Genomic DNA, 21,447 nt, shown 5'->3' with positions numbered 1-21,447 from the left:
GGCTTTCCGTCATCCTCTCGAAAACGCGTTGAATGCGCGGCAACGAATTCAATCGGCCAGCACGCCGGCAGACGCTGCCGGCGGCACCGCCACGGGGAGCGAGATCCGGACCAGCGTTCCTTGCCCGGGCGCGCTCTCCACCGCGCAGCTTCCGCCGACAAGTTCAGCAAATTCGGCCATTCCAATCAATCCGAAATGTCCTGGAGTCGGGACCGCGGGATCGAAGCCGCGGCCATCGTCGCGGATCTCGACAATCAGCTTGCGGCCGACCGCGGCCGGTTCGTCGAAGGCGTGAAAGGAGACGCGGCGCGCCTGCGCATGCGTCTGAACGTTGCGCAGCGCCTCGCTGAGAATGCGCTGAACCGTCAGGCCGCAGTCGCGCAAGCCGGGGCGCGCCGCTTCGTCGATCTGGATCGACACCCTGACGCCGCTGCGTGCGGCGAAGTCGCTGAGCAGCCCCTCGACATCGGGATCAAGCTTCAGATCGTCGGGCGTGCGCAGGCGATCGATGGCTTCGCGGGCGCGCGAAAGGCCGCTCGCGGCCGCATCTTCAGCGGTCGCCAGGCTGTCCGCCACACGGGCGGGATCGGCCGACAGATAATGCCGGATCAGCCGAATCTGGGTCAGCAGCGCGACGATCGAGTGCACCAGCGTATCGTGCAGATCGCGCGCCAGCCGAAGCCGCGTCCGCGCCAGCGAGGCAAAGCGCACCTCAGCGCTCGCCGCCTCGAGCTGCTGCTCCATCAGGCGCCGGGCGCGGCGCTCGCTGCCGAGCAGCGTTTCGACCTGACGGCCGGCAAAATCCGGCATGGCGATGACGAAGTAATGCGACTGCGCACCGTTCCACAGCACGACCGCCGTCATCGGCTGCGTGATGTCAGGCGACGCGCCACGCACACCGGCCAACGCAATCATGTCCCGCTGGCCTTGGGCAAGCGCCGCCAACTCGGCCTCCATGCCGACCAGCAACACACACTCGCAGCAATCGACGCCGGTTGCGGGAAGCCATTCGACCAGCCGGCCGATCTTCCGCTGCATGCTTCGATCGGCGCCGATGACGGCGAGACCGATGACGTCGGCTTCTGCGGCCGCAAGCAAATCCGCGCTCAGATCGATCATGCGTTGCCCATCAGCTCAGCGAGCAGCCCACTCTGGCGTAAGCCGGCAGCGGTCGCAAACGAATATGACTTTCGTCACAACCGGTCCTGACCTTCGTCAGATGCCGCCGCTGCTCGAAATGCGGTTCTGTCTCACGAATGAGCAACAGCGCAAGCCATGATGTGCCACATGCCGGCGTCCATGGCGATGCCGGCCGGGCGCCGGGCCTCGCGGAAGGTCGCGCCAGTCGGCCGGAATGTGAGCTGACAATGAAGGGCGCACCACGGAAACCGTCGGGCATCGAGCTGCGCATGCTGGCGGAAGCAAGCAAACCCGCGCGGCGCCGGCGCCTGAGCGCAACCCAGAAGATGGCGTTGCAGGAAGCGCTCGCCGGCCGCCTGCAGCTCTATCCGCGCGGATATGCCGCGAGCAAGACCGGACCGTTCCACTCCCGACGTGCCATTCTCGGATTGGTACGCGCCGGCTTGATGAGCCTCAGCGCCACGGCGCGCTATGCGGCCGTAACCAGGCGCGCGCGCGAGATGTACGAGGCCGCGGCAAGCAGCGACGCTGCGCCCGAGTGAGCGCGCGCCATTGCGCTGAGGCGCTCGAAGCCCCTGCCGTCCATTTCATTTTCTCCGCTGAGCCTCGGCCCGGCGTCACACGCACGCGGATGCACTCGCGTGCCGCGCCGATGCCGGCCGCGAGCAGCGTCGGACCAGCTGGCCGGCTGCAGCAGGACACACGTATGCAGATAAACTGCGAAGATAATCTTTACAGTTTACCTTCATATGTGCTATCCGGTCCGGCATGAGCAATGCACCGGCCCGACCCGGCTCGGCGCGCACATCCGCGCTGGCCGAAGATCTTCGCCTGTTGATTGGAACGCTGAAGCGGCGGCTTCGCGAGCAGGGGCAGCGCGAGGATCTGCCGCCTTCCCAGGTCGCGGTGCTGCTTCGCCTCGAAAAAGACGGCCCCGCGACCGTGTCCAGCCTGGCGCGATCGGAGGGCATGCGTCCGCAGTCGATGAGTTCGGCGATATCGGCGCTCGAGGCTGCGGGCCTGGTCCGCGGCGCGCCGGATCCGGACGACGGCCGGCAGACCATCATGTCGCTCACCGACAGCTGCCGCGAGCGGCTGCGCAGCGGCCGCGCCGCGCGGCAGGACTGGCTATCGCGCACCATCGCCGCGCGGCTGTCGGCGCGGGAGCAGGACGAGCTCGCCGCCGCCGTCGGCTTGCTGAAGCGGCTGGTCGAGGATTGAGGCCGGCTGCGCCGCGACAGCTTGCGAGAAAGGTAACGACCATGGCCCTGACGACGCTCGATCCGATCACCGCATTGATCGTCATCGATCTACAAAGCGGCCTCATGGGCTGGCCCTTCGCCCATCCGATCGGCGACATCGTGGCTCGTGCCGCCGCGCTTGGCGCTGCGTTCCGGCGCCGCGGGCTGCCGGTCGCACTGGTCAATGTCGACGGCAGCTCGCCTGGACGAACCGAGCAGGCGGCGCGCCAAGGACATCCATCTGGAAATCCATTTGGCGGCCCGCTTCCCGACGGATGGACCGATCTCATTCCGGAGCTCGACCGACAGCCCAGCGACATCGCGGTGACCAAGCGAACGCGAGGCGCATTTGCCAGCACCGACCTCGAAAGCCTGCTGAGAGCTCGCGGCGTCACGCAAGTCGTGATCGCCGGCGTCGCTACCGCCGGCGGCGTCGAATCGACGGCAAGACAGGCCTATGAAGCGGGCTTCAACGTCACGCTCGCGATCGACGCCATGACCGACGCGCGGCCGAATGCGCATGCCTACAGCATCGACCACGTGTTCCCGCGGCTCGGCGAAACCGGCTCGACGCAGGCGATCATCGATCTGCTTGAAAGGACCAACGCGCATGAACTGGCTTGATCTCGTCGCCTATTTCTTCGGCGGCGCCTTCCTCACCAATGCGATCCCGCACGTCGTCGCCGGCATGATGGGCGAAGCGTTCCAGAGCCCGTTCGCCAAGCCGCCCGGCGAAGGCCTTTCCTCATCGACCGTCAACATCGTGTGGGGCTTCTTCAACCTCGCGGTCGGATATCTCCTCGTCTGCCGCGTCGGCGACTTCGGCTTGCGAACCACCAGCGATGTCGCCGCGCTCGGTCTCGGCGGTCTGCTGATCGGCCTGTTCCTCGCGCGGCGGTTCGGGCGGTTTCACGGCGGGAATGAACCTCAGAGAACATGAGACGCGTATTTCGATCGCTCGCGAGCTTCAACTACCGGGTCTGGACGGCCGGCGCGCTGGTGTCCAACATCGGCACCTGGATGCAGCGCGCAGCGCAGGACTGGCTCGTTCTCACCCAGCTGACAAATCACAGCGCGTCCGCGGTCGGCATCGTGATGGCGCTGCAATTCGGGCCACAACTATTATTGATGCCGTGGACCGGCTTTGCCGCCGATCATTTCAACCAACGCAAGCTATTGATGGCGACTCAGGCGACGATGGGCGCGCTTGCACTCATCCTCGGCATTCTCACCGTCACCGGGCTGGTGCAGCTCTGGCACGTCTACACCTTCGCGTTCCTGTTCGGCTGCGCGGCAGCGCTCGATGCCCCGGTGCGGCAGACCTTCGTCGCCGAGCTGGTCAGCGATACCAATTTGTCGAATGCGATCGCACTGAATTCGACCTCGTTCAACGCCGCGCGCATGATCGGCCCGGCCGTCGCTGGCCTCATCATCGCCTCCGTCGGCACCGGCTGGGCATTCCTGTTCAACGGCGCATCGTTCCTGGCGGTGCTGACGTCGCTGACCCTGCTGCGCACCTCCGAGCTGCGCCCGAACGCGCGCGCCCATCGCACCAAGGGCAGCGTGATGCAGGGCTTTCATTATGTGTGGTCCCGGCCCGATCTCAGGGCGACGCTGATCATGCTGTTCCTGATCGGGACCTTCGGACTGAACTTTCCGATCTTCATCTCGACCATGGCGGTTGGCGTGTTCCACACCGATGCGCGCGGCTTCGGCCTGCTGTCGTCGATGATGGCGCTCGGAACGATGTCGGGCGCGCTGCTGGCCGCGAGCCGCGAGGAGCCGCGCTTCGGCTCGTTGATGCTGGGCGCCGCGATCTTCGGGCTGGGCTGCACGCTCGCCGCATTGGCGCCGAGCTATTGGCTGTTTGCGGCGGCACTGGTCGTGATCGGCGTCGCTGCGCTGACCGTCACCAACACCTCGAACGCGCTGATGCAGCTCTCGACCGAGCCCGCGATGCGCGGACGGGTGATGGCGCTGCGGCTCGGCGTGGCGCTCGGCGGTACGCCGATCGGCGCACCGATCGTCGGCTGGGTCGCCGATCACCTCGGCCCGCGCTGGGCACTCGGCGTCGGCGCCGCCGCCGGCTTTGCCGCGGCGATCGTTGCCCTCGGCATGCTGTCCCGACCAGGCGGCGAAGCCGAGCGCCGCAGCCAGGAGGCGCGAAGGAGCTAGGTCAACCTGCCGCAGCAGCGTTGATCGGGGCTGCCACCGACCAGCGCTCCTACTCTGCGTTTGGACGCGTGTCCGTCACGCGAACCAAAAGCGCTAGTACGCGTAGGACGGCTTGCCCGGCTGCACGGTCAGCCGAAAGGCGACATCGGTCGAACCATCCATCAGCTCGATGATGTGGTCGCACACCAGGCAGCGAAACTCACCCGCGACGCCGCCCTTCGACGTCAATTCGATCCGGCGATAGCCGGCCTGGCAGTGTGGGCAGGTCACGTCAGATTTTCGCATCGAATCAGCAAGCCGTTGCGCTCTTGAGCTTCCCACACGCCCATCATCGGAATGTGACGGCCGTCTAACCGGCATGCCGGTCGACCAGAGCACCGGGAATTTTTGCTGTGCTTTCAGCGCAAAAAGTTCCCGACGATGGCCGGAACGGCGCCGAGCCCAAGCTTGGCAACGCGGCGGGCCAAAAAAAAACGAGCGAGCGCTCTCTCAGAAAATTTCATCATCCCCCTTTTCCGAGCGCCATTTCGTGGGCTAGGAATTAGGCAAGGGCGTAAAGCCCAGCCCGGACCAGCAACAAAATGAAATGGTCCGGGAGCATAGCCAGGGAGGCAACGTGGGTCTCGCGCGTCAGCGACCGGGGACGGCGAATGCGTTCGCGATGGACGTGCTTTGCGCACGCATCCTCGAACGTCATCGCGATTCCATCCGGGTCCAGAAAACCCATCTCGCCGTTCCGAATCTCACGCGCATCATCGGCGCCACGCTCACGCTTTCCAACAAGCACGGCTTTCACGCCACCACGCTACGCCAGCTCGCGGAGGCCTCGGGCCTCAGCATGGGCGGCCTTTATACGTACTTCGACAGCAAGCCGACGCTGCTGTCGATGATTCTCGGCGAGGTCGCCGAGACGGTGGCGGAGGTCCTCAACTCGCCGCCCGCCGACGTGAAGCAGGATGCGCGCAAGCATCTGCACTGGATCATCGCGACCCATGTCCGGATGAGCGAGGCGATGCAGCCCTGGTTCGTGTTCTGCTTCATGGAGGCGAAGTCGTTTCCGCCGGCAGAACGCCAGCGCGCCATCGAGATGGAGGTGATGACCGAGAAGATCATCGCCGGCGTCCTCAAACAGGGCGTCGCCGGCGGCGTCTTCGCGATCGACCAGGTCACGCTGACGGCATCGCTGATCAAGCCGCTGCTGCAGGACTGGTACGTCAAGCGTGCGAAGTACCGCAGACGCGGCACTTCGATCGAGGCCTACATCAACTCCGTCGGCGCGTTCGTGGACGCCGCGGTCGCCGGCAGGCCGCGGCCCGGCCGCGCCGCGACCGGCTCCCGCACGAGAGCCAGACCGACGGCGCACCCGTAGAAGCAGGAAGGACCAGGCAATGAAGCGATTGCGATTCAATCAACAGGAGATCGTCTTCGCCGTCTTTGCCGTGCTGTTCCTGGCGTTCTCGATTTTCCTGCGCGGCTTCCTGACGCCGGAGAACATGCTGACGCTGCTGCAGAACGTCGCGGTGCTCGGCATCCTCGGGCTGGCGATGGCGATCGTCGTGATCGGGCGCGGCATCGACATCTCGCTGATCGCAGCCCTCGCGGTGCCGCCGGGGCTCGTGCTGCAGATGGTGCAGAACGGCCACTCGCTGCCGACCGCGCTGGTGACGGCCGTGCTGCTCACGATCGCCTTCGGCGTGGTCAATGGCTGGCTGATCGCCTATGCCGAGGTCCCTTCGCTGTTTGCGACGCTGGCGACCGGCCTGCTGCTCGCCGGCCTCGGGCAGGCCGCGCTGTTTCAGCTCGACGTCGTGCAGTGGAGCGACGGCATGAAGGGCTTCGAGCGGCTCGGACAGGGCACCATATCAGGCATCCCGACCTCGATCGTAATGTTCGCGATCGCCTGCGTCGTGGTCGCGTTCCTGCTGCGCCAGACGCGCTGGGGCGCCTATATCTACGCGATCGGCGATAATCCCTACGCGGCCCGCGTCACCGGCATCCCGTCGCGCCCGATCATCGTGCTGCAATATGTCGTCGCGGCGCTGATCGGCTGCTTCGCGGGCCTGGTGATGGCGGCATCGGTCAATTCGATGCCGACCCGCATCTTCAATTCGACCTTGATCTACGACGTCATCCTCGTCGTCGTGCTCGGCGGCATCGGCCTGTCGGGCGGCCGCGGCGGCGTGCTCAACGTCATCATCGGAACGCTGCTGATCGGCACCATGCTGAACGGCATGACCATCATGGACATCTCCTACGCCGGACAAAACCTCGTCAAGGGTGTCGTCCTGCTGCTCGCCGTCATCACGGATTCGTTCCTGAATCCGCGCAACGAAGAAACGGCACAGCAGGGCGACATCTGAACCAGGCCACAAGAACATTCAATCACGACCAAGGAGGAAGCAATGCAATACGCTGTCAGGACTGCAAAGGTGATCGCCGCGGCGCTCGGGCTTGCAGCCATCGCCGCCCCGGCTCTGGCCCAGCAGGGCCTGGACGAGCCGTTCCAGAAGCCGTTCAGGGAAGCCCTCGCCGGCAAGACGGTGGCCTACGTTCCGGTCGCCATGAACTTCGACCTCACCGAAGGCTGGTACGCCGGCATGAAGAAGGAGCTCGAGCCCTTCGGCGTGAAGTTCGAGATCCGCGATCCCAACTGGAACACCAACGCCGGCGCGCAGGCAGTGACCTCGCTGATCTCGGAGAAGCCGGCCGTGATGGTGATCCACAATCCGGACGTGCAGACCTACGCCAAGTTGCTGCAACGCGCCGAGAACGAAGGCATCTACGTCATCCAGATCAACATGGGGTCGGCCTATCGCTCTTCGGCCTTTGTCGGCGCCAACTGGATCGAGATCGGCGAGCGGGACACCGAGGCGGTGGTGAAGGCCTGCCAGGGCAAGTCGAACAAGATCGCCATCGTGCAGGGCGCGCTCTCGGCGGCCGCCAGCGCCTACACGCTCAAGGGCGTCGAGAACGTGCTTGCCAAGCATCCGGAGATCAAGGTGGTCTCGAGCCAGGCGGCCGACTGGGACGCCGCGAAGGCCAAGGCGATCACCCAGACCGTGCTGAAGCAGAATCCTGATCTTTGCGGCATCGTCGGCTTCTGGGACGGCATGGACATCGGCACCGCTGCTGCGGTGAAGGAAGCCGGGCTGACCGGCAAGGTCTTCGTCGCGACCTCCGGCGGCGGCGAGCGCAAGGGCGCCTGCGAGCTGGTGAAGTCCGGCGCGTTCGATCTCAACATGAGCTACGACGTGCCGACCCAGGCCGCGCAGATGGCCGGCACGATCAAATGGCTGCTGTCGTCGGGCGCCAAGGCCGGCTCGATCAAGGGTTCGGAGTACACGACGCTGATCCCGATCACCAAGGAGAACGCGGACAGCCAGACCGCGTGCTGGAATCTCAGTGACCTGAAGAAATAGTCCGGCCATTCCCGCTCGACGTCCCGGGCGATCTCACCCCGGGACGTCGATCTTCCCACATCGAACGCCTTGCTGGAATGCCGATGCGCGACACCCTGACGAGCCTGCGTTACCGCTATTGGCCGGATCATCTCCTCGGCGAGATCCTGTCCAAGCGTTGGACCGAGACCGCAATTCCGGTGATCCTGCTCTTGATTGTCGGCTTCGCGCTCAGCCGGTCCATCGATCACTTCCTGTCGCCGTCGAGCCTCGCCGACACCGCGCGGCAGGCCGGCGAGATCGGCTTCATCGGCCTCGGCATGGCGCTGGTCGTCATCGTCGGCGGCATCGATCTGTCGGTCGGCTCGATCTTCGCGCTGACGGATTTCTGCGCGCTCTACCTGCTCGACGTGCTGAACTGGCCGGTTCCCGCGGTGGTGGTCGCCACCCTCGTCTGCGGCGCACTGCTCGGCGCCGTCAACGGCGTGCTGATCGGATATCTGCGGCTACGCGCCTTCATCACCACGCTGATCACCTTGATCATCTACCGCTCGGCGTTCGATCTCTTGATCCAGCGCTACTCCAATTCGATCGCCGCGGCCTTTCCCGACATCCCGTCCTGGAATTTCATCGGCGGCGGCGACGTGTTCGGCATTCCGAGCGTCGCCTTGGTCTACATCGCGATCGCGATCTTCGGCCATATCTTCATGACGCGGCTGCGCCCGGGCTGGCACATCACCGCGATCGGCGGCTCGCGCCGTTCGGCCTACAATTCCGGCATTCCGGTCCGCCGCACCATCGCGCTCTGCTATGTCGCAAGCGGCGTGCTGACCAGCATCGCCGCGCTGTTCTTCGCGGCTCGGCTCGGCACTGTCGGCGGCGACATCGGCGTCGGCCTCGAGGTGATCGTGCTGACCGCGACCGTGCTGGGCGGCATCACGCTCGGCGGCGGCAAGGGCTCGGTCGCCAAATCGCTGGTCGGCGTGCTGATCGTGCTCCTGATCACCAACGGCCTCACCACGCTCAATGCACGCGGCGGCATCAACCGCATGGCGCTCGCCGGTATCCTGCTGGTCGCCGCGATGGTCGACATCCGCTGGCAGAAGAACCGCACCCGCATCATCAGCAAGGTCTATGTCGCGCCGACCTATCACGCGTTGCCGCCGCCTCCACCGACCGAGATCGGCCAGGGCGGCCCGTTCGAGCAGAACGACAAGCTGCGCGACGTCGAGCTGATCGGTCTCGGCCGCATCGAGGCGCCGGAGGACGTGATCCTCGATCGCAACGACAATCTCTACGCCGGCTCGCGCCATGGCGACATCATGCGCTTCTTCGCGCCGGACTATCAGCGCATGGAGGTGTTCGCCCATATCGGCGGTCAGCCGCTCGGCATGGCGTTCGACCGTCAGGACAATCTCTATGTCTGCATCGGCGGCATGGGCCTTTACCGCATCGCGCCCGACGGCACCGTGGAGAAGGCGACCGACGAGACCAACCGCAGCATGCATTCGGTGAACGACGACAGCCGCTTGCGGCTGGCCGACGACCTCGACATCACCGACGACGGCCTGATCTTCTTCTCGGAAGCCACCGTGCGCTACGAGATGGACGAATGGCCGATCGACGGCCTCGAGGCCCGCGGCAACGGCCGCATCATCTGCTACGACACCAAGACCGGCGCCACGCATACGGCGCTGCGCGGCCTCAAATTCCCCAACGGCATCTGCGTCGCCAGCGACGGGGTGTCGATCCTGTTCGCCGAGACCTTCGGCTGCTCGATCAAGCGGCTGTGGTTCGCGGGGCCGAAGAAAGGCCAGGTCGAGGTGGTGATGGACAATCTGCCGGGCTACCCCGACAACATCAACCTCGCCTCCGACGGCAATTACTGGCTGGCGCTGGTCGGCATGCGCAGCCCCTCGCTCGACCTCGCCTGGAAGATGCCGGGCTTCCGCCGCCGCATGGCCAAGCGCGTCCCGGTCGACGAATGGCTGTTCCCGAATATCAACACCGGCTGCGTGGTCAAGTTCAACGAGCAGGGCAAGATCCTCGAATCGTTCTGGGACCTGCGCGGCGAAAACCATCCGATGATCACCTCGATGCGCGAGCATCGCGGCTATCTCTATCTCGGCGGTATCATGAACAACCGGATCGGCCGCTACAAGTTGGAGAACGCGGACCCGAACTTCGTGCAGTATGACAAGCGCTGGGGGAATGCGTCGTGATTGCGGCCGTCAGGGAATTCGCCAACCGCTTTCTCGGCCGCGGCGAGGCCACCATCACGGTGCCGTCGTTCGACGGCGCGCTCAAGCCGAATCAAAAGCTGGAGACGGCGACAACCTTGCTGGAGTGCGAGTCGCCCGAGGATCTCGCAACCGATGGCCGCAACCTCTATGTCGCCGACGGCCGGCGTCTGCTGCGCCTCGACGGCGGCGGAGCGACGGAGCTGCGCAGCTTCGAGCAGCCGATTTCGGCGCTCTGCGCACTCACCGGCGGCGGCATCGCGGTCGCGCTCGGCGGCCGCGAGGTGCGGCTCTATACCAATCCCTCGTCGGCCGAGCCGAGCATGACGTTCAGCGACGCCGCCTTTAACGCGATCAACGCGCTGACGGAGGCCGGCGACGGGACCCTGATGGCGACCGACGGCTCGGCGAGCTGCGGCATCGATGATTGGGCGCGCGACCTGATGGAGCTGAACCGGAGCGGCCGCGTGTTCCGGCTCGATCCCAGGACCAGGTCGGTGCAGCCGCTGGCGTCGAAGCTCGGCTACGCCTTCGGCGCCTGCGCGCGCGGCGACGGCGTGCTGGTCAGCGAGAGCTGGCGGCATCGTCTCGTGCTGGTTGCGGATGGCAGGCCGCCGCAGGTCGTGCTCGGCCACCTGCCCGTCTATCCGTCGCGGCTGTCGAAGGCCGCGGGCGGAGGCTATTGGCTCACGGCGTTCACCGCACGCACCCAGCTGATCGAATTCGTGTTGCGCGAGCCGGCCTACCGGCGCCGCATGATGGCCGAGATCGACCCGGCCTATTGGGTGGCGCCGCGGCTGCGCTCGGGCTTCTCGTTCAAGGAGCCGATGCAAGGCGCCCACATCAAGACGATGGGCGTGATCAAGCCGTGGGCGCCGCCGCGCTCCTATGGCCTCGTCATCCGGCTGAGCGAGGACGCCAAGCCGAAGTACTCGCTGCACAGCCGGGTCGACGGCATCAATCACGGCATCGTCGCGGCGCTCGAGCTGGGCGGCGACCTTGTGCTGATCGCCAAGGGACCGGGCCGCGTGCTGAAACTGCCCCTCGCCGGACTCGCCGAGGAGGTCGGCTCATGAGCGACACCGTGCTTTCCCTGCGCAAGGCCACCAAGCTCTACGCCGGCGTCCCCGCCATCGAGGGCGTCGACTTCGAGTTGCGCCGCGGCGAGATCCATGCGCTGGTCGGCGAGAACGGCGCCGGCAAGTCGACGCTGACCAAGGTGATGGCCGGCGTCGTGACCCTGACCTCGGGCGGCATGAGTGTCGACGGCGCGGAGGTCGCACCGCGCACGCCGCTCGAGGCGCGCAATCTCGGCATCGCCATGGTGTTCCAGGAGAACAGCCTGGTGCCGACCATGACGGTCGCGCAAAACCTGTTTCTCGGGCAGGAAAAATTCTACAACCGGCTGCGCGGCATCTACATCGCCGCCCAGCAATTCCTACAATCGCTGAATTTCGACGTGACGCCGACCGCGACCGTCAGCGGGCTCGGCGCCGCCAAGAAGCAGATGGTGGAGATCGCGCGCGCGGTCCTGCACAAAGCCAAGGTCATCATCTTCGACGAGCCGACCGCGTCGCTGACGCCGGAAGAGAAGAAGTATTTCTTCGACCTCGTCCGCGACCTCAAAAAGCGAGGCGTCTCGATCGTCTTCATCTCGCACGCGCTGGAAGAGGCTCTGTTGCTCGCCGACCGCATCACCGTGCTGCGCGACGGCAAGCACGTCGTCACCGACGATGCCGCAAAGTTCGACCGCGCGGCGATCGTGCAGGCGATGGTCGGGCGCGACCTCTCCAACACGCTCTATGGCGCGCGGAAGACCAGCGTCCGGCCGGCCGGCGCGCGCGTGCTCACGGTGCAAAACCTCAAGATGGCGCCGATGGTGAAGAACAATTCGCTATCGGTGTTTGCCGGGCAGATCACCGGCGTGTTCGGCCTGGTCGGCGCGGGCCGCACCGAGACCTTCAAGATCGTATCCGGCGTGCTGAAGCGCGACTTCTTCCACGGCGGCGAGATCCTGCTGCACGACAAGCCGGTGCGCTACCGGGTGCCGGCGCCGGCGGTCAAGGCCGGCATCGCCTATGTGACCGAGGATCGCAAGGTCGAGGGCTTCTTCGAGACCGCCTCGATCGCCCGCAACATCTATCTCGGTCTGCTTTCCAAGTTTCCCGGGGGGCGCATGATGTTGTCGCGGCGCGAGACCAATTCGGTCGGCAAGACCTGGACCCAGCGCCTCAAGGTTCGCGCCATCGGCGACGAGGCCAAGGTGGTCGAGCTGTCGGGCGGCAACCAGCAGAAGGTGGTGATCGCCAAATCGCTGGTGCAGGAGCCCGAGCTGATCATCTTCGACGAACCGACCCGCGGCGTCGACGTCGGCGCCATCGTCGAGATCCACGAGCTGATCAACCAACTCGCCGACGAGGGCAAGGCGGTGGTGGTGATCTCGTCCTATCTGCCCGAGATCATGGCGCTGTCCGACCGCATCCTGGTGTCGCGCCAGGGCAAGGTGGTCGAGGAATTCTCCGCGCTCGAAGCCACCGAGGAGAAGATCATGTACGCGGCGATTCACTGATCGCCACAGCGGCACGCGTCGCGGCCGGCTCGCCGCACACAGCGCATTCGTGCAGACAACGCTCAAGCGGTGTGGCGCGGGGGCAGCCGCCCGCCTGTTGCGATCCAGGTCGCGTGCTACTTCGGTCCGACCGTTCCAGTCACCTTCAGCCTCGCCGACCTCACCCAACCCGAGACGTCGTTGCCCGTCCCCGGATTGAGGTACATCACCGACGACCAGCCATCCATGGTTTGCGCATAGGCGATCAGTGCGTCATTCGGAATGACGAACACCCCGCGGATCGGACAGTGCAGATTCGGCGCCGAGTAGAATTGCAGCCGTCCCGTGCCCGTCACCACATTGGCAAGCGGCGGCGACAGCATCGGGACGCGGCTGGTGCCGGTTTGCGGCTCCTTGCAGCTCGACGGCGTCTGCGCGTGCACGCTCGCCCCCGGAGCACCCAGGATCAGGGTACACCAGACCATGCAGGCGACGACGAACCTGTCCGACATCACTGATCCTCCTGACTTCGCCAGTTGCGGCAACCGGCGAAGGGATTGATTCAGTTCGTGCCCGCGATGATGACGAGATTGTTCAGGACAGGCGTGGAGCAGAAGGCGACGACGAGAGCGATGTTGTAGACGTTGTTGCTCCGCCAAAGCAGCCACGTGACCACGAACGTCAGTCCAAGCTTGGGCACCAGCCACCATACACCGAACCATGTCTGCGCCAGATGCATGAACGGGTTCAACTCACCCAATCCGAGACTCAGGATCACATTCGTCGACACGAGGTCGGCGTAACCCAGCAGCAGGGCGAGGAGCACCAAAAGACCCTTAACCCAATTCATTCCGAGACTCCCGATGCCAGTAATGCCGAAGATGCCGGATTGGCCAGATCACACTATTGATGATGTCCACGCGCTCGGCAGGCACGAGGCCCGTTGCAGGATATTCGTCCGGCTTCGGTATCCAGGCCGTGCCGAACAGAATGTCGAGGAGCGGAAAGCAGGCAGCGAAGTTTTTGTCCCTGTGCTCGGGAAGCACCGAATGATGGATCCGGTGCCATTGCGGATTGTTGATCCATGTCACATACCGACCGAGCGGAATCCGGACGTTGAGATGGGCACATGCATCGGGCATGAAGAAGATGAATCCCACCGCTATCACCATGTCCGGCGGGATGCGGAACAGAATCGCCATGATCGGAAGAAAGGCGTCGGACAACACCCGCTCCAGCCAGAAATGCCGGCCGCCGGTAATGAACGTCACGCCGTTCGCGCTGTGATGGAAGGAATGCATCGCCCATAGAAAGGGGATCGCATGTTGCAGGCGATGGTATGCGTACTTGTAGAGATCGAATGCGACCACGATGATTGCGAGGGAGACGTACCACCAGTAGCCGTCGGTCGGCAGCTTGATCCAACCGAGACCGGTATAGCTCGCGATTTTGCCCGCGCTGATCGCCGCGATCGGAGCGAGCATGGACGACAACCCGAGGCTCACGATCACCGCGAGCCAGTCATCGCGAAACTCGCCGTAGGGAACGTCCGCGATCGGCCATCTTTTTTCCAGGATGCGACTGGTGTAGACGATGCCCAGAAATACGGCCGCATAAAATACGGCGTTTGCGATGTCACTCTTCATGAGGGATGACTCGCCGGTTCAAAGGGACAGACAATAAGAATAAAAACATTCCTGCGCCTATAAGCTAAAAAAGCTTATTTTTTCTCAACGTTCCGGCGGGAGCAAGCAGGGTTTTTACGGGGCGGCCCCTCGCGTTGGGCCCGATTCCGACCCGCGCGGGATTTTTCCGGGCCTGCCTCCGATCCGGTGCGGCGACGGCCAGCTGAAGCGAACGCACCGATCATACCGTCGGACAGCAAGGGAATTGGTCGGGATTTGCTTCGGTCAATGCCGAATTGCGCGTTGGCTCTCCGCGGACGGTGACAACGCAACCGCGCTTCAGCACCAAGCGACCGTCTCATCCATCTGAGCGACGCCGGTCCGGATTTGCTGCAATCGGAAAATGGCGCGCCACGGTCGATGAAGATGGGCACTACTCGTTCGCTGTGCCCCTATGATGCAACGTTCAATTTCGCTCGACCGCTGCCCAGGGTGCACGTGAGCCGCCGATGCCGCTATGATGATCACCCGGATTTTGGATGGGACCACCGCGTCCTTCCGGTGAACGCGCTGACCGGACATGGCTGCGCTAACCTTGCGACGGGCCGGGAAGAAGGTGCCATGCCGAAAATGATCGCGGTATTGGGCTCCGCCCTATTCTTCGTCGTCGCGCCCTTGGTGCTGGCGGGGTTCGTCCCATGGTGGATCACACATTGGGAGTTCCGGCCGGCTTTTTTCGGCTTTGAACTGACCCGCGCCATCGGACTTATGTTGATCATTGCCGGAGTGCCCGGAGTTTTGGATTCGTTCGCGCGGTTTGCACTGCAGGGGCTGGGAACGCCAGCCCCGATCGCGCCGACACAGAAGCTGGTGGTCACGGGTCTCTATCGCTACGTGCGAAATCCGATTTACGTCGGGGTCGCTGCTGTCATTTTTGGTCAAGCACTTTTATTCGGCGATTGGCGCCTCCTCTGGTATGCCGCGCTGCTCTGGCTCTTTTTCCACGTCTTCGTCTTGGTGTACGAAGAACCAACGCTCAAGCAGACATTTGGCGCACAGTACGAGGACTTTCGGACCAATGTCCCGCGCTGGATTCCGCGGCTCACGCCCTGGCGAGCCGCACGACCCCGGAATCATCCGTGACGCGGACGCCGCCGCGGGAGGGGTGTGGTATCGTGCCCGTCGTGAAATGGCGCGCCCGGAACGATTCGAACGTCCGACCCTCAGATTCGTAGTCTGATGCTCTATCCAGCTGAGCTACGGGCGCATTTTCGCGGGTGGGCTTGAGGCCGCATGGCTCCGGGAGCCCCGGAACGTCGCGAAAGAGCGCTCTAGCTACAGGCTCCGGGTCCAGTTGGCAAGGTCTGGAAACGCCAATTTCCGGCCCGGCTTTAGCCGCCCCGGAATACCGGAACGGCCTCAGGCCCTCGCGCGCTCGCTGCGGACCGACAGCAGTTCCACCGGGCGATCCGGGATCGAGATCCGGAAGGTGGCGCCGATGGTGCCCTCGACCAGGTGGATGTGGCCGCCGTGAGCCCGGATCAGCTCGGCGGCAATCGCAAGGCCGAGTCCGCTGCCGCCGGGGCGCCCGGAGGTCTGGAACGCCTCGAACAGATGCTCGCGCGCCTTGGCCGGCACGCCGGGACCGGTGTCGGAGACCTCGATGATCGCGACCGTCCCCTCGCGGCGACCGGTGATGCGGATCTGCTGCGCGCCGCCGTCGCTGGCCGGCCGGCTTTCCAGCGCCTGCGCCGCGTTGCGCACCAGGTTGAGCAGCACGCGGAACAGCTGGTCCGGGTCGGCGTCGATGGTCAGGCCGCGCTCGATCGCGCTGATCCAGGTGATCGAGACATCGGTCGCGAGCCCGGCCGACTCCCGTACCTCGGCAACCGCAGGCTCCACCATGATCACGCGGCGATCAGGCGCCGCCTCCTGCGCGCGGCCATAAGAGAGTGTCGACTGGCAGAAGGCGATGGCGCGCTCGAGCGAGCGCAACAATTTCGGCGCAAAGCGCTGCACCCGCGGGTCGGGCACGCTGGCGAGCTGGTCCGACAGCAATTGCGAGGACGCCAGCAGATTGCGCAGATCATGGTTGATCTTGGAGACGGCGAGCCCGAGCGCGGCAAGCCGGCTCTTCTGATGCAGCATCGAGACGAGGTCGCGCTGCATGTCCGACAGCTCGCGCTCGGCAACGCCGATCTCGTCGCCGCGCTGGCTCGGCACGATGATTCGCGCCGAACTCTCCGGATTCTCGTGGAAGCCGACCAGGCTCGCGGTCAGCCGCCGCATCGGGCGCACGAACAAATAATGCAGCGCCAGATAGACCAGGCCGGCGGTCAGGCCGGCAATCAACAGCGCGACGACCAGGACGTTGCGCGAGAAACGGTACATGGCCTGCCGCAGCGGCTTCTCGTCGATCACGACCTCGATGAATTGCGCCTGGCCCGGCGCGGGTCCGACCACGCGGATGGTCTGGTCGCCGTGCTCCAACATGATCTCGAAGGCATCGACGATCGCCGACCACACCGTCATGGTCCGCATGTCGACGTCATGGTCGATCGCGGCCGGCAGGTCGGCGCTGGCGAGCAGCCGGCGCTGCTGTCCCAATTTGATGGCGACGGCACGGGCGCCGATGCTGGTCAGGATCTGGCGCGCCAGCGAATCCGGCACCAGGCCGGACGGGGCGGCGTCGAGCACCAGCGCCGCGGTATTGGCGGCGGCCAGGCGGTCATTGAGCCGGTTCATCCGGAAGTTGGCGATGGCCGGGACGTAGATCAGGAGCCCGGCGATCATCACCAGGGGAATCGTCAGCAGCAAAAGCTTGCCCGACAGCCCCAGCCGGGGGGACGGCTTGGGCCGCTGCTTCTGCGCGGTCGCCTGATCGTCAGTTAGAGCCACAAGATAAGGCCTTGTTTGGCTTAGGGGTCGGAGGATGCGGCCCGGCCCCCAAGCCGGTCAAATTACGGATCGCTAATGTCGACGGTTCCCGGAACGCCCAGAGCGTCTCCATACCGTCAAATACCCCGCCAAATCAGATATATTCGCCCCAATTGCGACGTTTCGAAGAAGCCTTTTTGCGACGCCCTGTGACATTGACGAAAACAGGGCACTCCCTTATAAGCCGCGCCAACTGTCCGCGATGGCCCGGTTCTTGACCGGGGGCGGCTCATTGGGGCCGTGAACGGCTCGTTTGGGCCCGCCAGCATCACCGGACTCCATCTCAATACAACGGCAAATTGCCCGGTCAGCGGAGAATTACCCGTGAAGCGGACTTATCAACCCAGCAAACTGGTGCGCAAGCGCCGTCACGGCTTCCGCGCCCGTCTCGCCACGGCCGGCGGCCGTAAGGTCCTCGCTGCGCGCCGCGCGCGTGGCCGCAAGCGCCTGAGCGCCTGAGCCCGGACGTCTCCTCTCCGGAGATACCCATTATGGATCGGCTGAGGCAGCGGGCGGATTTCCTCGCCGTTGCCAATGGCGCACGGGCGAATACCGCAGCTTTTGTGCTGCAGGGCCGCCGCCGCGACGATCAGGGCCCGATCCGCGTCGGCTATACCGTCACCAAGAAGAACGGTACCGCGACCGAGCGCAACCGCATCCGCCGCCGGCTTCGCGAAGTGATGAGACAAGTCGACGCCGTATTCATGCGGCCGCACCATGATTATGTGCTAGTGGGCCGTCGTGACGCGCTGACCCGCGACTTTGCGACCATGCTTGACGACCTGCGGTCGGCGCTGCGCCGCCTCGACCGGCCTGCGCCCAAGACGGCTACCGACAAGACGGGTACCAACAAGGCGGGTAACAAAAGCGCGCCCAATCCGAATGGAATGACGAGACCCTAAGAGATGTCCGACAACCGCAACACGATCCTTGCCGTCATTCTGTCCGGCCTCGTCCTGATCGCCTGGCAATACTTCTACAATGTGCCGCAGATGGAGAAGCAGCGCGAGGCGCAGCGCCAGGCGGAGTTGCAGAAGCCGGCGCCGCAGGCAACTCCGGGTGCTGCTCCCGGCGCCGCTCCCGGAACCTCGGCGACCCCCTCTCCGGCCCCCGGCGCGCCTGCTGCTGACGCTCCGGTCGCGAGCCGCGAGACGGTGCTTGCCTCAGGCCCGCGCATCAAGATCGAGACCCCGCGCGTCACCGGCAGCATCGCGCTGAAGGGCGCCCGGATCGACGACCTCTCGCTGGTTCAGTTCCGTGAGACGGTCGATCCGAAATCGCCCGCTGTCGTGCTGCTTTCACCGTCGGGCACGGCCGAGCCTTATTATGCCGAGTTCCTGTGGCTGACCGCGAACGGCTCCTCGGTGAAGACGCCGAACGCCGAAACCGTCTGGCAGCAGGAGGGATCGAACAGCCTGTCGCCGAGCACCCCGGTGATTCTGAAATACGAGAACGGCCAGGGCCTGACCTTCCGCCGCACCATCTCGATCGACGATCGCTACCTGTTCTCCATCAAGGACGAGGTCATCAATCAAGGCAGCGCGCCGGTGACGCTGTATCCGTTCGGTCTGATCTCGCGCGGCGGCAAGCCGCCGGTCTCCGGCTACGCGATTCTGCACGAAGGCCCGATCGGCTATCTCGGCGAACACGGCCTGCAGGAATTCAGCTACAAGAACATCGACGAGGCCAAGACCTCGACCGGCGGAAATTCGCGCGGCATCGTGTTCACGAAGGTCACCGACGGCTGGCTCGGCATCACCGACAAATACTGGGCCGCGGCGCTGCTGCCGGAGACCACCGCAACGCTCGAAAGCGCCCGCTTCACGACCGGCGACAAGCGCTACCAGACCGACTACATGCTAGGCGCGCAGACCATTCCGATCGGCGGCACCGGCGTTGCCAACGCGCGGCTGTTCGCCGGCGCGAAGGAGGCCGCCACGGTCGGCCTCAACTTCCCGCTGGTCGGCTTCGGCGGCTACAACAAGCAGCTCGGCCTCAACCATTTCGATCTCCTGATCGACTGGGGCCACTTCTACTTCATCACCAAGCCGATGTTCCTGGCGCTCGACTGGTTCTATCGCCTGGTCGGCAATTTCGGCATCGCGATCCTCTTGGTGACCGTGATCGTGAAGCTGCTGTTCTTCCCGCTCGCCAACAAGTCCTACGCCTCGATGGCGAAGATGAAGTCGGTGCAGCCGCAGCTGCAGGCGCTGAAGGAACGCTATCCTGACGACCGCGTGAAGCAGCAGCAGGAGATGATGGAGATCTACAAGAAGGAGAAGATCAACCCGATCGCGGGCTGTCTTCCCGTCGCCTTGCAGATCCCGGTGTTCTTCTCGCTCTACAAGGTGCTGTTCATCACCATCGAAATGCGGCACGCGCCGTTCTTCGGCTGGATCAAGGACCTCTCGGCGCCCGATCCGACCAATCTGTTCACGCTGTTCGGCCTCATTCCGTTCGATCCGATCGCGCTGCTCGGACCGCATTTCGGCTCCTATCTGGTGATGGGCATCTGGCCGATCATCATGGGCATCACGATGTGGGTCCAGATGAAGCTCAACCCGGCGCCGCCGGATCCGACCCAGAAGATGATCTTCGACTGGATGCCGCTGATCTTCACCTTCATGCTGGCAGGCTTCCCGGCGGGTCTCGTGATCTACTGGGCCTGGAACAACCTGCTGTCGGTGCTGCAGCAGAGCTACATCATGCGGCGCAACGGCGTGAAGGTAGAGCTGTTCGACAATCTGAAGGCGACGTTTCAAAAAAAAAGCGTGACGACTGAGACCAAGAAGGCGACGTAGCTGCTTCCAGCAACGGCGCTTCGTCACCATGTCATGCCCGGCCTTGTGCCGGGCATCGACGTATTGGAGGGCGGCCAGAACCGCGGCTCTGGACGTTGACCTGGACGGCTGGGTCGTCCTACCCCAAGGACCCGCCTGGACCTTTGCCTGGCCGCGACGAAATGGAATCCTTCGCATGAGCACCGAATCCGATGCGGCGCTGATCGAACAAGGGCGAAAGCTGTTCGCCGGCGACTGGCGCTTCATCTGGGCTTCGCCCTCGATCGAGACGCTGCCGCCGATGGCCGGCCTCGAGGTCGCCTTTGCCGGTCGCTCCAATGTCGGCAAGTCGAGCCTGATCAACGCATTGACCGGCCGCAGCAACCTGGCGCGCACCTCGCACACGCCGGGGCGAACCCAGGAGCTGATCTTCTTCGAGGGGCCGGAGAGGGCGGGCTTCCGCCTGGTCGACATGCCCGGCTACGGCTACGCCTCGGCGCCGAAGACCAAGGTGGCGTCATGGACGGCGCTGATCCACAAATTCCTGCTCGGGCGCGCGACGCTGGCGCGGGTCTATGTGCTGATCGACGCGCGCCACGGCATCAAGGACGTCGATCTCGACGTGCTGAAGACGCTGGACAAGTCCGCGGTCAGCTACCAGGTCGTGCTGACCAAGGCCGACCAGGTGAAGGCCGGCGAACTCAAGACCGTCATCGCCGACACGTCGGCAACGCTCGCAAAACATCCCGCCGCCTTCCCAGAAGTGCTGGTGACCTCGTCGCGCACCGGCGGCGGCATGCCGGAGCTGCGTGCCGCCATGGTGCGCCTGATCGAGGAACGGCGCTGATGAGCGGCGCATCCCGCCTCCTGATCGGCCTTGCTGCCATCATGGGCGCCTGCGGCGTGATGCTGGCGGCGGCCGCGGCCCATCTGCCTGACGCCACGCGGCTGGCGGCGGCGTCCTCAATGCTGCTGTTCCATGCACCCGCCGTAGTCGCGACCATCGCGGTCGCGGATCGCGCGATCATCCATGCGAAGCTCGCCATCGTGGCGTCGGCCGGGTTCGTCATCGCGGCGTCATTGTTCGCCGGCGAGCTCGTGCTGCGCCAATATGCCGGCCATGGATTGTTTCCGATGGCCGCGCCGACCGGCGGAACGCTGTTGATCCTGAGCTGGCTGGTACTGGCGGTCGCGGCGGTGTGGCCGAAGCAGTGAATGGTAACTTGTAGCCCGGATGGAGCCAACGGGTCGCGCGAATGCGCGCCCGATGACAGGCTCCGTGAAATCCGGGACTGCAGCCGCGGCACGATTCCCGGATTGCGCTTCGCTCCATCCGGGCTACAGATACGAGCGAATACCTCTC

23 protein-coding genes and 1 tRNA gene are annotated in these 21,447 nt (G+C 64.8%); 17 read left to right on the top strand and 7 right to left on the bottom strand.

Going from position 1 to position 21,447, the window contains the following annotated elements; translation table 11 throughout:
- Positions 1–48 precede the first annotated feature (48 nt).
- Positions 49–1,119: a sensor histidine kinase gene (locus E2I15_RS34710; protein WP_137481305.1), complete on the bottom strand. Its 1,071-nt coding sequence runs from the start codon at positions 1,117–1,119 to the stop codon at positions 49–51.
- 248 nt (positions 1,120–1,367) lie between these two features.
- Here E2I15_RS34710 and E2I15_RS34705 point away from each other — a divergent pair, with 248 nt between their 5' ends.
- The 5 genes from E2I15_RS34705 (at position 1,368) to E2I15_RS34685 (ending at position 4,556) form a co-directional block, all read left to right on the top strand.
- A complete protein-coding gene (locus tag E2I15_RS34705; protein ID WP_225161524.1) occupies positions 1,368–1,682 on the top strand; it encodes a hypothetical protein in 315 nt (104 codons plus the stop codon).
- A gap of 226 nt (positions 1,683–1,908) precedes the next feature.
- Positions 1,909–2,361 (top strand): MarR family winged helix-turn-helix transcriptional regulator, encoded by a 453-nt coding sequence (locus E2I15_RS34700; protein ID WP_137481309.1) that lies wholly within the window; start codon positions 1,909–1,911, stop codon positions 2,359–2,361.
- A gap of 41 nt (positions 2,362–2,402) precedes the next feature.
- Positions 2,403–3,005 (top strand): isochorismatase family protein, encoded by a 603-nt coding sequence (locus E2I15_RS34695; protein ID WP_137481311.1) that lies wholly within the window; start codon positions 2,403–2,405, stop codon positions 3,003–3,005.
- Complete coding sequence (locus E2I15_RS34690; RefSeq protein ID WP_016848133.1) at positions 2,992–3,321, top strand: hypothetical protein; 330 nt, start codon at positions 2,992–2,994, stop codon at positions 3,319–3,321. Before E2I15_RS34695 ends, E2I15_RS34690 begins: the two co-directional genes overlap by 14 nt.
- Positions 3,318–4,556, top strand: a complete 1,239-nt coding sequence (locus E2I15_RS34685; protein ID WP_155262735.1) for an MFS transporter — start codon at positions 3,318–3,320, stop codon at positions 4,554–4,556. The genes E2I15_RS34690 and E2I15_RS34685 overlap by 4 nt, the downstream gene beginning before the upstream one ends.
- A 93-nt stretch (positions 4,557–4,649) precedes the next feature.
- Here the strand turns inward: E2I15_RS34685 and E2I15_RS34680 are convergent, their stop codons facing one another.
- Positions 4,650–4,826, bottom strand: a complete 177-nt coding sequence (locus tag E2I15_RS34680; RefSeq protein ID WP_311986722.1) for an MJ0042-type zinc finger domain-containing protein — start codon at positions 4,824–4,826, stop codon at positions 4,650–4,652.
- A gap of 391 nt (positions 4,827–5,217) precedes the next feature.
- On the opposite strand from E2I15_RS34680, the gene E2I15_RS34675 reads away from it, so the two are divergent.
- From E2I15_RS34675 to E2I15_RS34650, 6 genes are all read left to right on the top strand, one after another.
- On the top strand, positions 5,218–5,925 hold the full coding sequence (locus E2I15_RS34675; RefSeq protein WP_155262750.1) for a TetR/AcrR family transcriptional regulator: 708 nt from the start codon (positions 5,218–5,220) through the stop codon (positions 5,923–5,925).
- Between the two features lie 19 nt (positions 5,926–5,944).
- Complete coding sequence (locus E2I15_RS34670; protein WP_137481317.1) at positions 5,945–6,916, top strand: ABC transporter permease; 972 nt, start codon at positions 5,945–5,947, stop codon at positions 6,914–6,916.
- A gap of 42 nt (positions 6,917–6,958) precedes the next feature.
- The gene (locus tag E2I15_RS34665; protein ID WP_137481319.1) at positions 6,959–7,975 is read left to right on the top strand and encodes a sugar ABC transporter substrate-binding protein; all 1,017 of its coding nucleotides are present in this window, start codon (positions 6,959–6,961) and stop codon (positions 7,973–7,975) included.
- A gap of 77 nt (positions 7,976–8,052) precedes the next feature.
- Complete coding sequence (locus tag E2I15_RS34660; RefSeq protein WP_137481321.1) at positions 8,053–10,176, top strand: ABC transporter permease; 2,124 nt, start codon at positions 8,053–8,055, stop codon at positions 10,174–10,176.
- Positions 10,173–11,270, top strand: a complete 1,098-nt coding sequence (locus E2I15_RS34655; RefSeq protein ID WP_170991669.1) for an SMP-30/gluconolactonase/LRE family protein — start codon at positions 10,173–10,175, stop codon at positions 11,268–11,270. Before E2I15_RS34660 ends, E2I15_RS34655 begins: the two co-directional genes overlap by 4 nt.
- On the top strand, positions 11,267–12,763 hold the full coding sequence (locus tag E2I15_RS34650) for a sugar ABC transporter ATP-binding protein (RefSeq protein ID WP_137481333.1): 1,497 nt from the start codon (positions 11,267–11,269) through the stop codon (positions 12,761–12,763). Before E2I15_RS34655 ends, E2I15_RS34650 begins: the two co-directional genes overlap by 4 nt.
- Before the next feature lie 116 nt (positions 12,764–12,879).
- Here the strand turns inward: E2I15_RS34650 and E2I15_RS34645 are convergent, their stop codons facing one another.
- The 3 genes from E2I15_RS34645 to E2I15_RS34635 are packed head-to-tail and all read right to left on the bottom strand — an operon-like array spanning position 12,880 to position 14,388.
- Positions 12,880–13,254, bottom strand: a complete 375-nt coding sequence (locus E2I15_RS34645) for a hypothetical protein (RefSeq protein ID WP_137481335.1) — start codon at positions 13,252–13,254, stop codon at positions 12,880–12,882.
- A 50-nt stretch (positions 13,255–13,304) separates the two neighbouring features.
- Entirely contained in the window at positions 13,305–13,592 is a 288-nt protein-coding gene (locus E2I15_RS34640; RefSeq protein WP_244435841.1) for a DUF5658 family protein, read from the bottom strand.
- Positions 13,579–14,388, bottom strand: coding sequence for a sterol desaturase family protein (locus E2I15_RS34635; protein WP_137481337.1), 810 nt, complete (start codon positions 14,386–14,388; stop codon positions 13,579–13,581). Before E2I15_RS34635 ends, E2I15_RS34640 begins: the two co-directional genes overlap by 14 nt.
- Positions 14,389–14,988: 600 nt before the next feature.
- Between E2I15_RS34635 and E2I15_RS34630 the strand changes: the two genes are divergently transcribed.
- On the top strand, positions 14,989–15,510 hold the full coding sequence (locus E2I15_RS34630; protein ID WP_137481466.1) for a methyltransferase family protein: 522 nt from the start codon (positions 14,989–14,991) through the stop codon (positions 15,508–15,510).
- Positions 15,511–15,557: 47 nt separating this feature from the next.
- Here the strand turns inward: E2I15_RS34630 and E2I15_RS34625 are convergent.
- Positions 15,558–15,634: transfer RNA gene (locus E2I15_RS34625), tRNA-Arg, on the bottom strand.
- A gap of 152 nt (positions 15,635–15,786) precedes the next feature.
- Entirely contained in the window at positions 15,787–17,265 is a 1,479-nt protein-coding gene (locus E2I15_RS34620; RefSeq protein WP_137481339.1) for a sensor histidine kinase, read from the bottom strand.
- Positions 17,266–17,628: 363 nt separating this feature from the next.
- Between E2I15_RS34620 and rpmH the strand changes: the two genes are divergently transcribed.
- The 5 genes from rpmH to E2I15_RS34595 all read left to right on the top strand — a co-directional run bounded on the left by rpmH (position 17,629) and on the right by E2I15_RS34595 (position 21,299).
- A complete protein-coding gene (gene rpmH, locus E2I15_RS34615) occupies positions 17,629–17,763 on the top strand; it encodes a 50S ribosomal protein L34 (protein ID WP_008542748.1) in 135 nt (44 codons plus the stop codon).
- A 32-nt stretch (positions 17,764–17,795) separates the two neighbouring features.
- Positions 17,796–18,206 (top strand): ribonuclease P protein component, encoded by a 411-nt coding sequence (gene rnpA / locus E2I15_RS34610; protein WP_137481341.1) that lies wholly within the window; start codon positions 17,796–17,798, stop codon positions 18,204–18,206.
- 3 nt (positions 18,207–18,209) lie between these two features.
- Entirely contained in the window at positions 18,210–20,105 is a 1,896-nt protein-coding gene (yidC, locus tag E2I15_RS34605) for a membrane protein insertase YidC (RefSeq protein WP_137481343.1), read from the top strand.
- A 175-nt stretch (positions 20,106–20,280) separates the two neighbouring features.
- Positions 20,281–20,931: a ribosome biogenesis GTP-binding protein YihA/YsxC gene (gene yihA / locus E2I15_RS34600; RefSeq protein WP_137481345.1), complete on the top strand. Its 651-nt coding sequence runs from the start codon at positions 20,281–20,283 to the stop codon at positions 20,929–20,931.
- Positions 20,931–21,299, top strand: coding sequence for a DUF423 domain-containing protein (locus E2I15_RS34595; RefSeq protein ID WP_137481347.1), 369 nt, complete (start codon positions 20,931–20,933; stop codon positions 21,297–21,299). The genes yihA and E2I15_RS34595 overlap by 1 nt, the downstream gene beginning before the upstream one ends.
- Positions 21,300–21,447: the final 148 nt, after the last annotated feature.

This window comes from Bradyrhizobium sp. BR2003, from assembly GCF_009720285.1.
Classification (GTDB): Bacteria; Pseudomonadota; Alphaproteobacteria; order Rhizobiales; family Xanthobacteraceae; genus Bradyrhizobium; species Bradyrhizobium elkanii.
Note: the sequence above shows the minus strand (reverse complement) of the source record. Positions and strands in the feature narration are given on the sequence as shown.

Bases quoted from the DNA above. Each gene is read 5' to 3' on its own strand.
- E2I15_RS34710 (WP_137481305.1), bottom strand. From the start codon at position 1,119: ATGATCGATCTGAGCGCGGATTTGCTTGCGGCCGCAGAAGCCGACGTC.
- E2I15_RS34705 (WP_225161524.1), top strand. From the start codon at position 1,368: ATGAAGGGCGCACCACGGAAACCGTCGGGCATCGAGCTGCGCATGCTG.
- E2I15_RS34700 (WP_137481309.1), top strand. From the start codon at position 1,909: ATGAGCAATGCACCGGCCCGACCCGGCTCGGCGCGCACATCCGCGCTG.
- E2I15_RS34695 (WP_137481311.1), top strand. From the start codon at position 2,403: ATGGCCCTGACGACGCTCGATCCGATCACCGCATTGATCGTCATCGAT.
- E2I15_RS34690 (WP_016848133.1), top strand. From the start codon at position 2,992: ATGAACTGGCTTGATCTCGTCGCCTATTTCTTCGGCGGCGCCTTCCTC.
- E2I15_RS34685 (WP_155262735.1), top strand. From the start codon at position 3,318: ATGAGACGCGTATTTCGATCGCTCGCGAGCTTCAACTACCGGGTCTGG.
- E2I15_RS34675 (WP_155262750.1), top strand. From the start codon at position 5,218: ATGGACGTGCTTTGCGCACGCATCCTCGAACGTCATCGCGATTCCATC.
- E2I15_RS34670 (WP_137481317.1), top strand. From the start codon at position 5,945: ATGAAGCGATTGCGATTCAATCAACAGGAGATCGTCTTCGCCGTCTTT.
- E2I15_RS34665 (WP_137481319.1), top strand. From the start codon at position 6,959: ATGCAATACGCTGTCAGGACTGCAAAGGTGATCGCCGCGGCGCTCGGG.
- E2I15_RS34660 (WP_137481321.1), top strand. From the start codon at position 8,053: ATGCCGATGCGCGACACCCTGACGAGCCTGCGTTACCGCTATTGGCCG.
- E2I15_RS34650 (WP_137481333.1), top strand. From the start codon at position 11,267: ATGAGCGACACCGTGCTTTCCCTGCGCAAGGCCACCAAGCTCTACGCC.
- E2I15_RS34645 (WP_137481335.1), bottom strand. From the start codon at position 13,254: ATGTCGGACAGGTTCGTCGTCGCCTGCATGGTCTGGTGTACCCTGATC.
- E2I15_RS34640 (WP_244435841.1), bottom strand. From the start codon at position 13,592: ATGAATTGGGTTAAGGGTCTTTTGGTGCTCCTCGCCCTGCTGCTGGGT.
- E2I15_RS34635 (WP_137481337.1), bottom strand. From the start codon at position 14,388: ATGAAGAGTGACATCGCAAACGCCGTATTTTATGCGGCCGTATTTCTG.
- E2I15_RS34630 (WP_137481466.1), top strand. From the start codon at position 14,989: ATGCCGAAAATGATCGCGGTATTGGGCTCCGCCCTATTCTTCGTCGTC.
- rnpA (WP_137481341.1), top strand. From the start codon at position 17,796: ATGGATCGGCTGAGGCAGCGGGCGGATTTCCTCGCCGTTGCCAATGGC.
- yidC (WP_137481343.1), top strand. From the start codon at position 18,210: ATGTCCGACAACCGCAACACGATCCTTGCCGTCATTCTGTCCGGCCTC.
- yihA (WP_137481345.1), top strand. From the start codon at position 20,281: ATGAGCACCGAATCCGATGCGGCGCTGATCGAACAAGGGCGAAAGCTG.
- E2I15_RS34595 (WP_137481347.1), top strand. From the start codon at position 20,931: ATGAGCGGCGCATCCCGCCTCCTGATCGGCCTTGCTGCCATCATGGGC.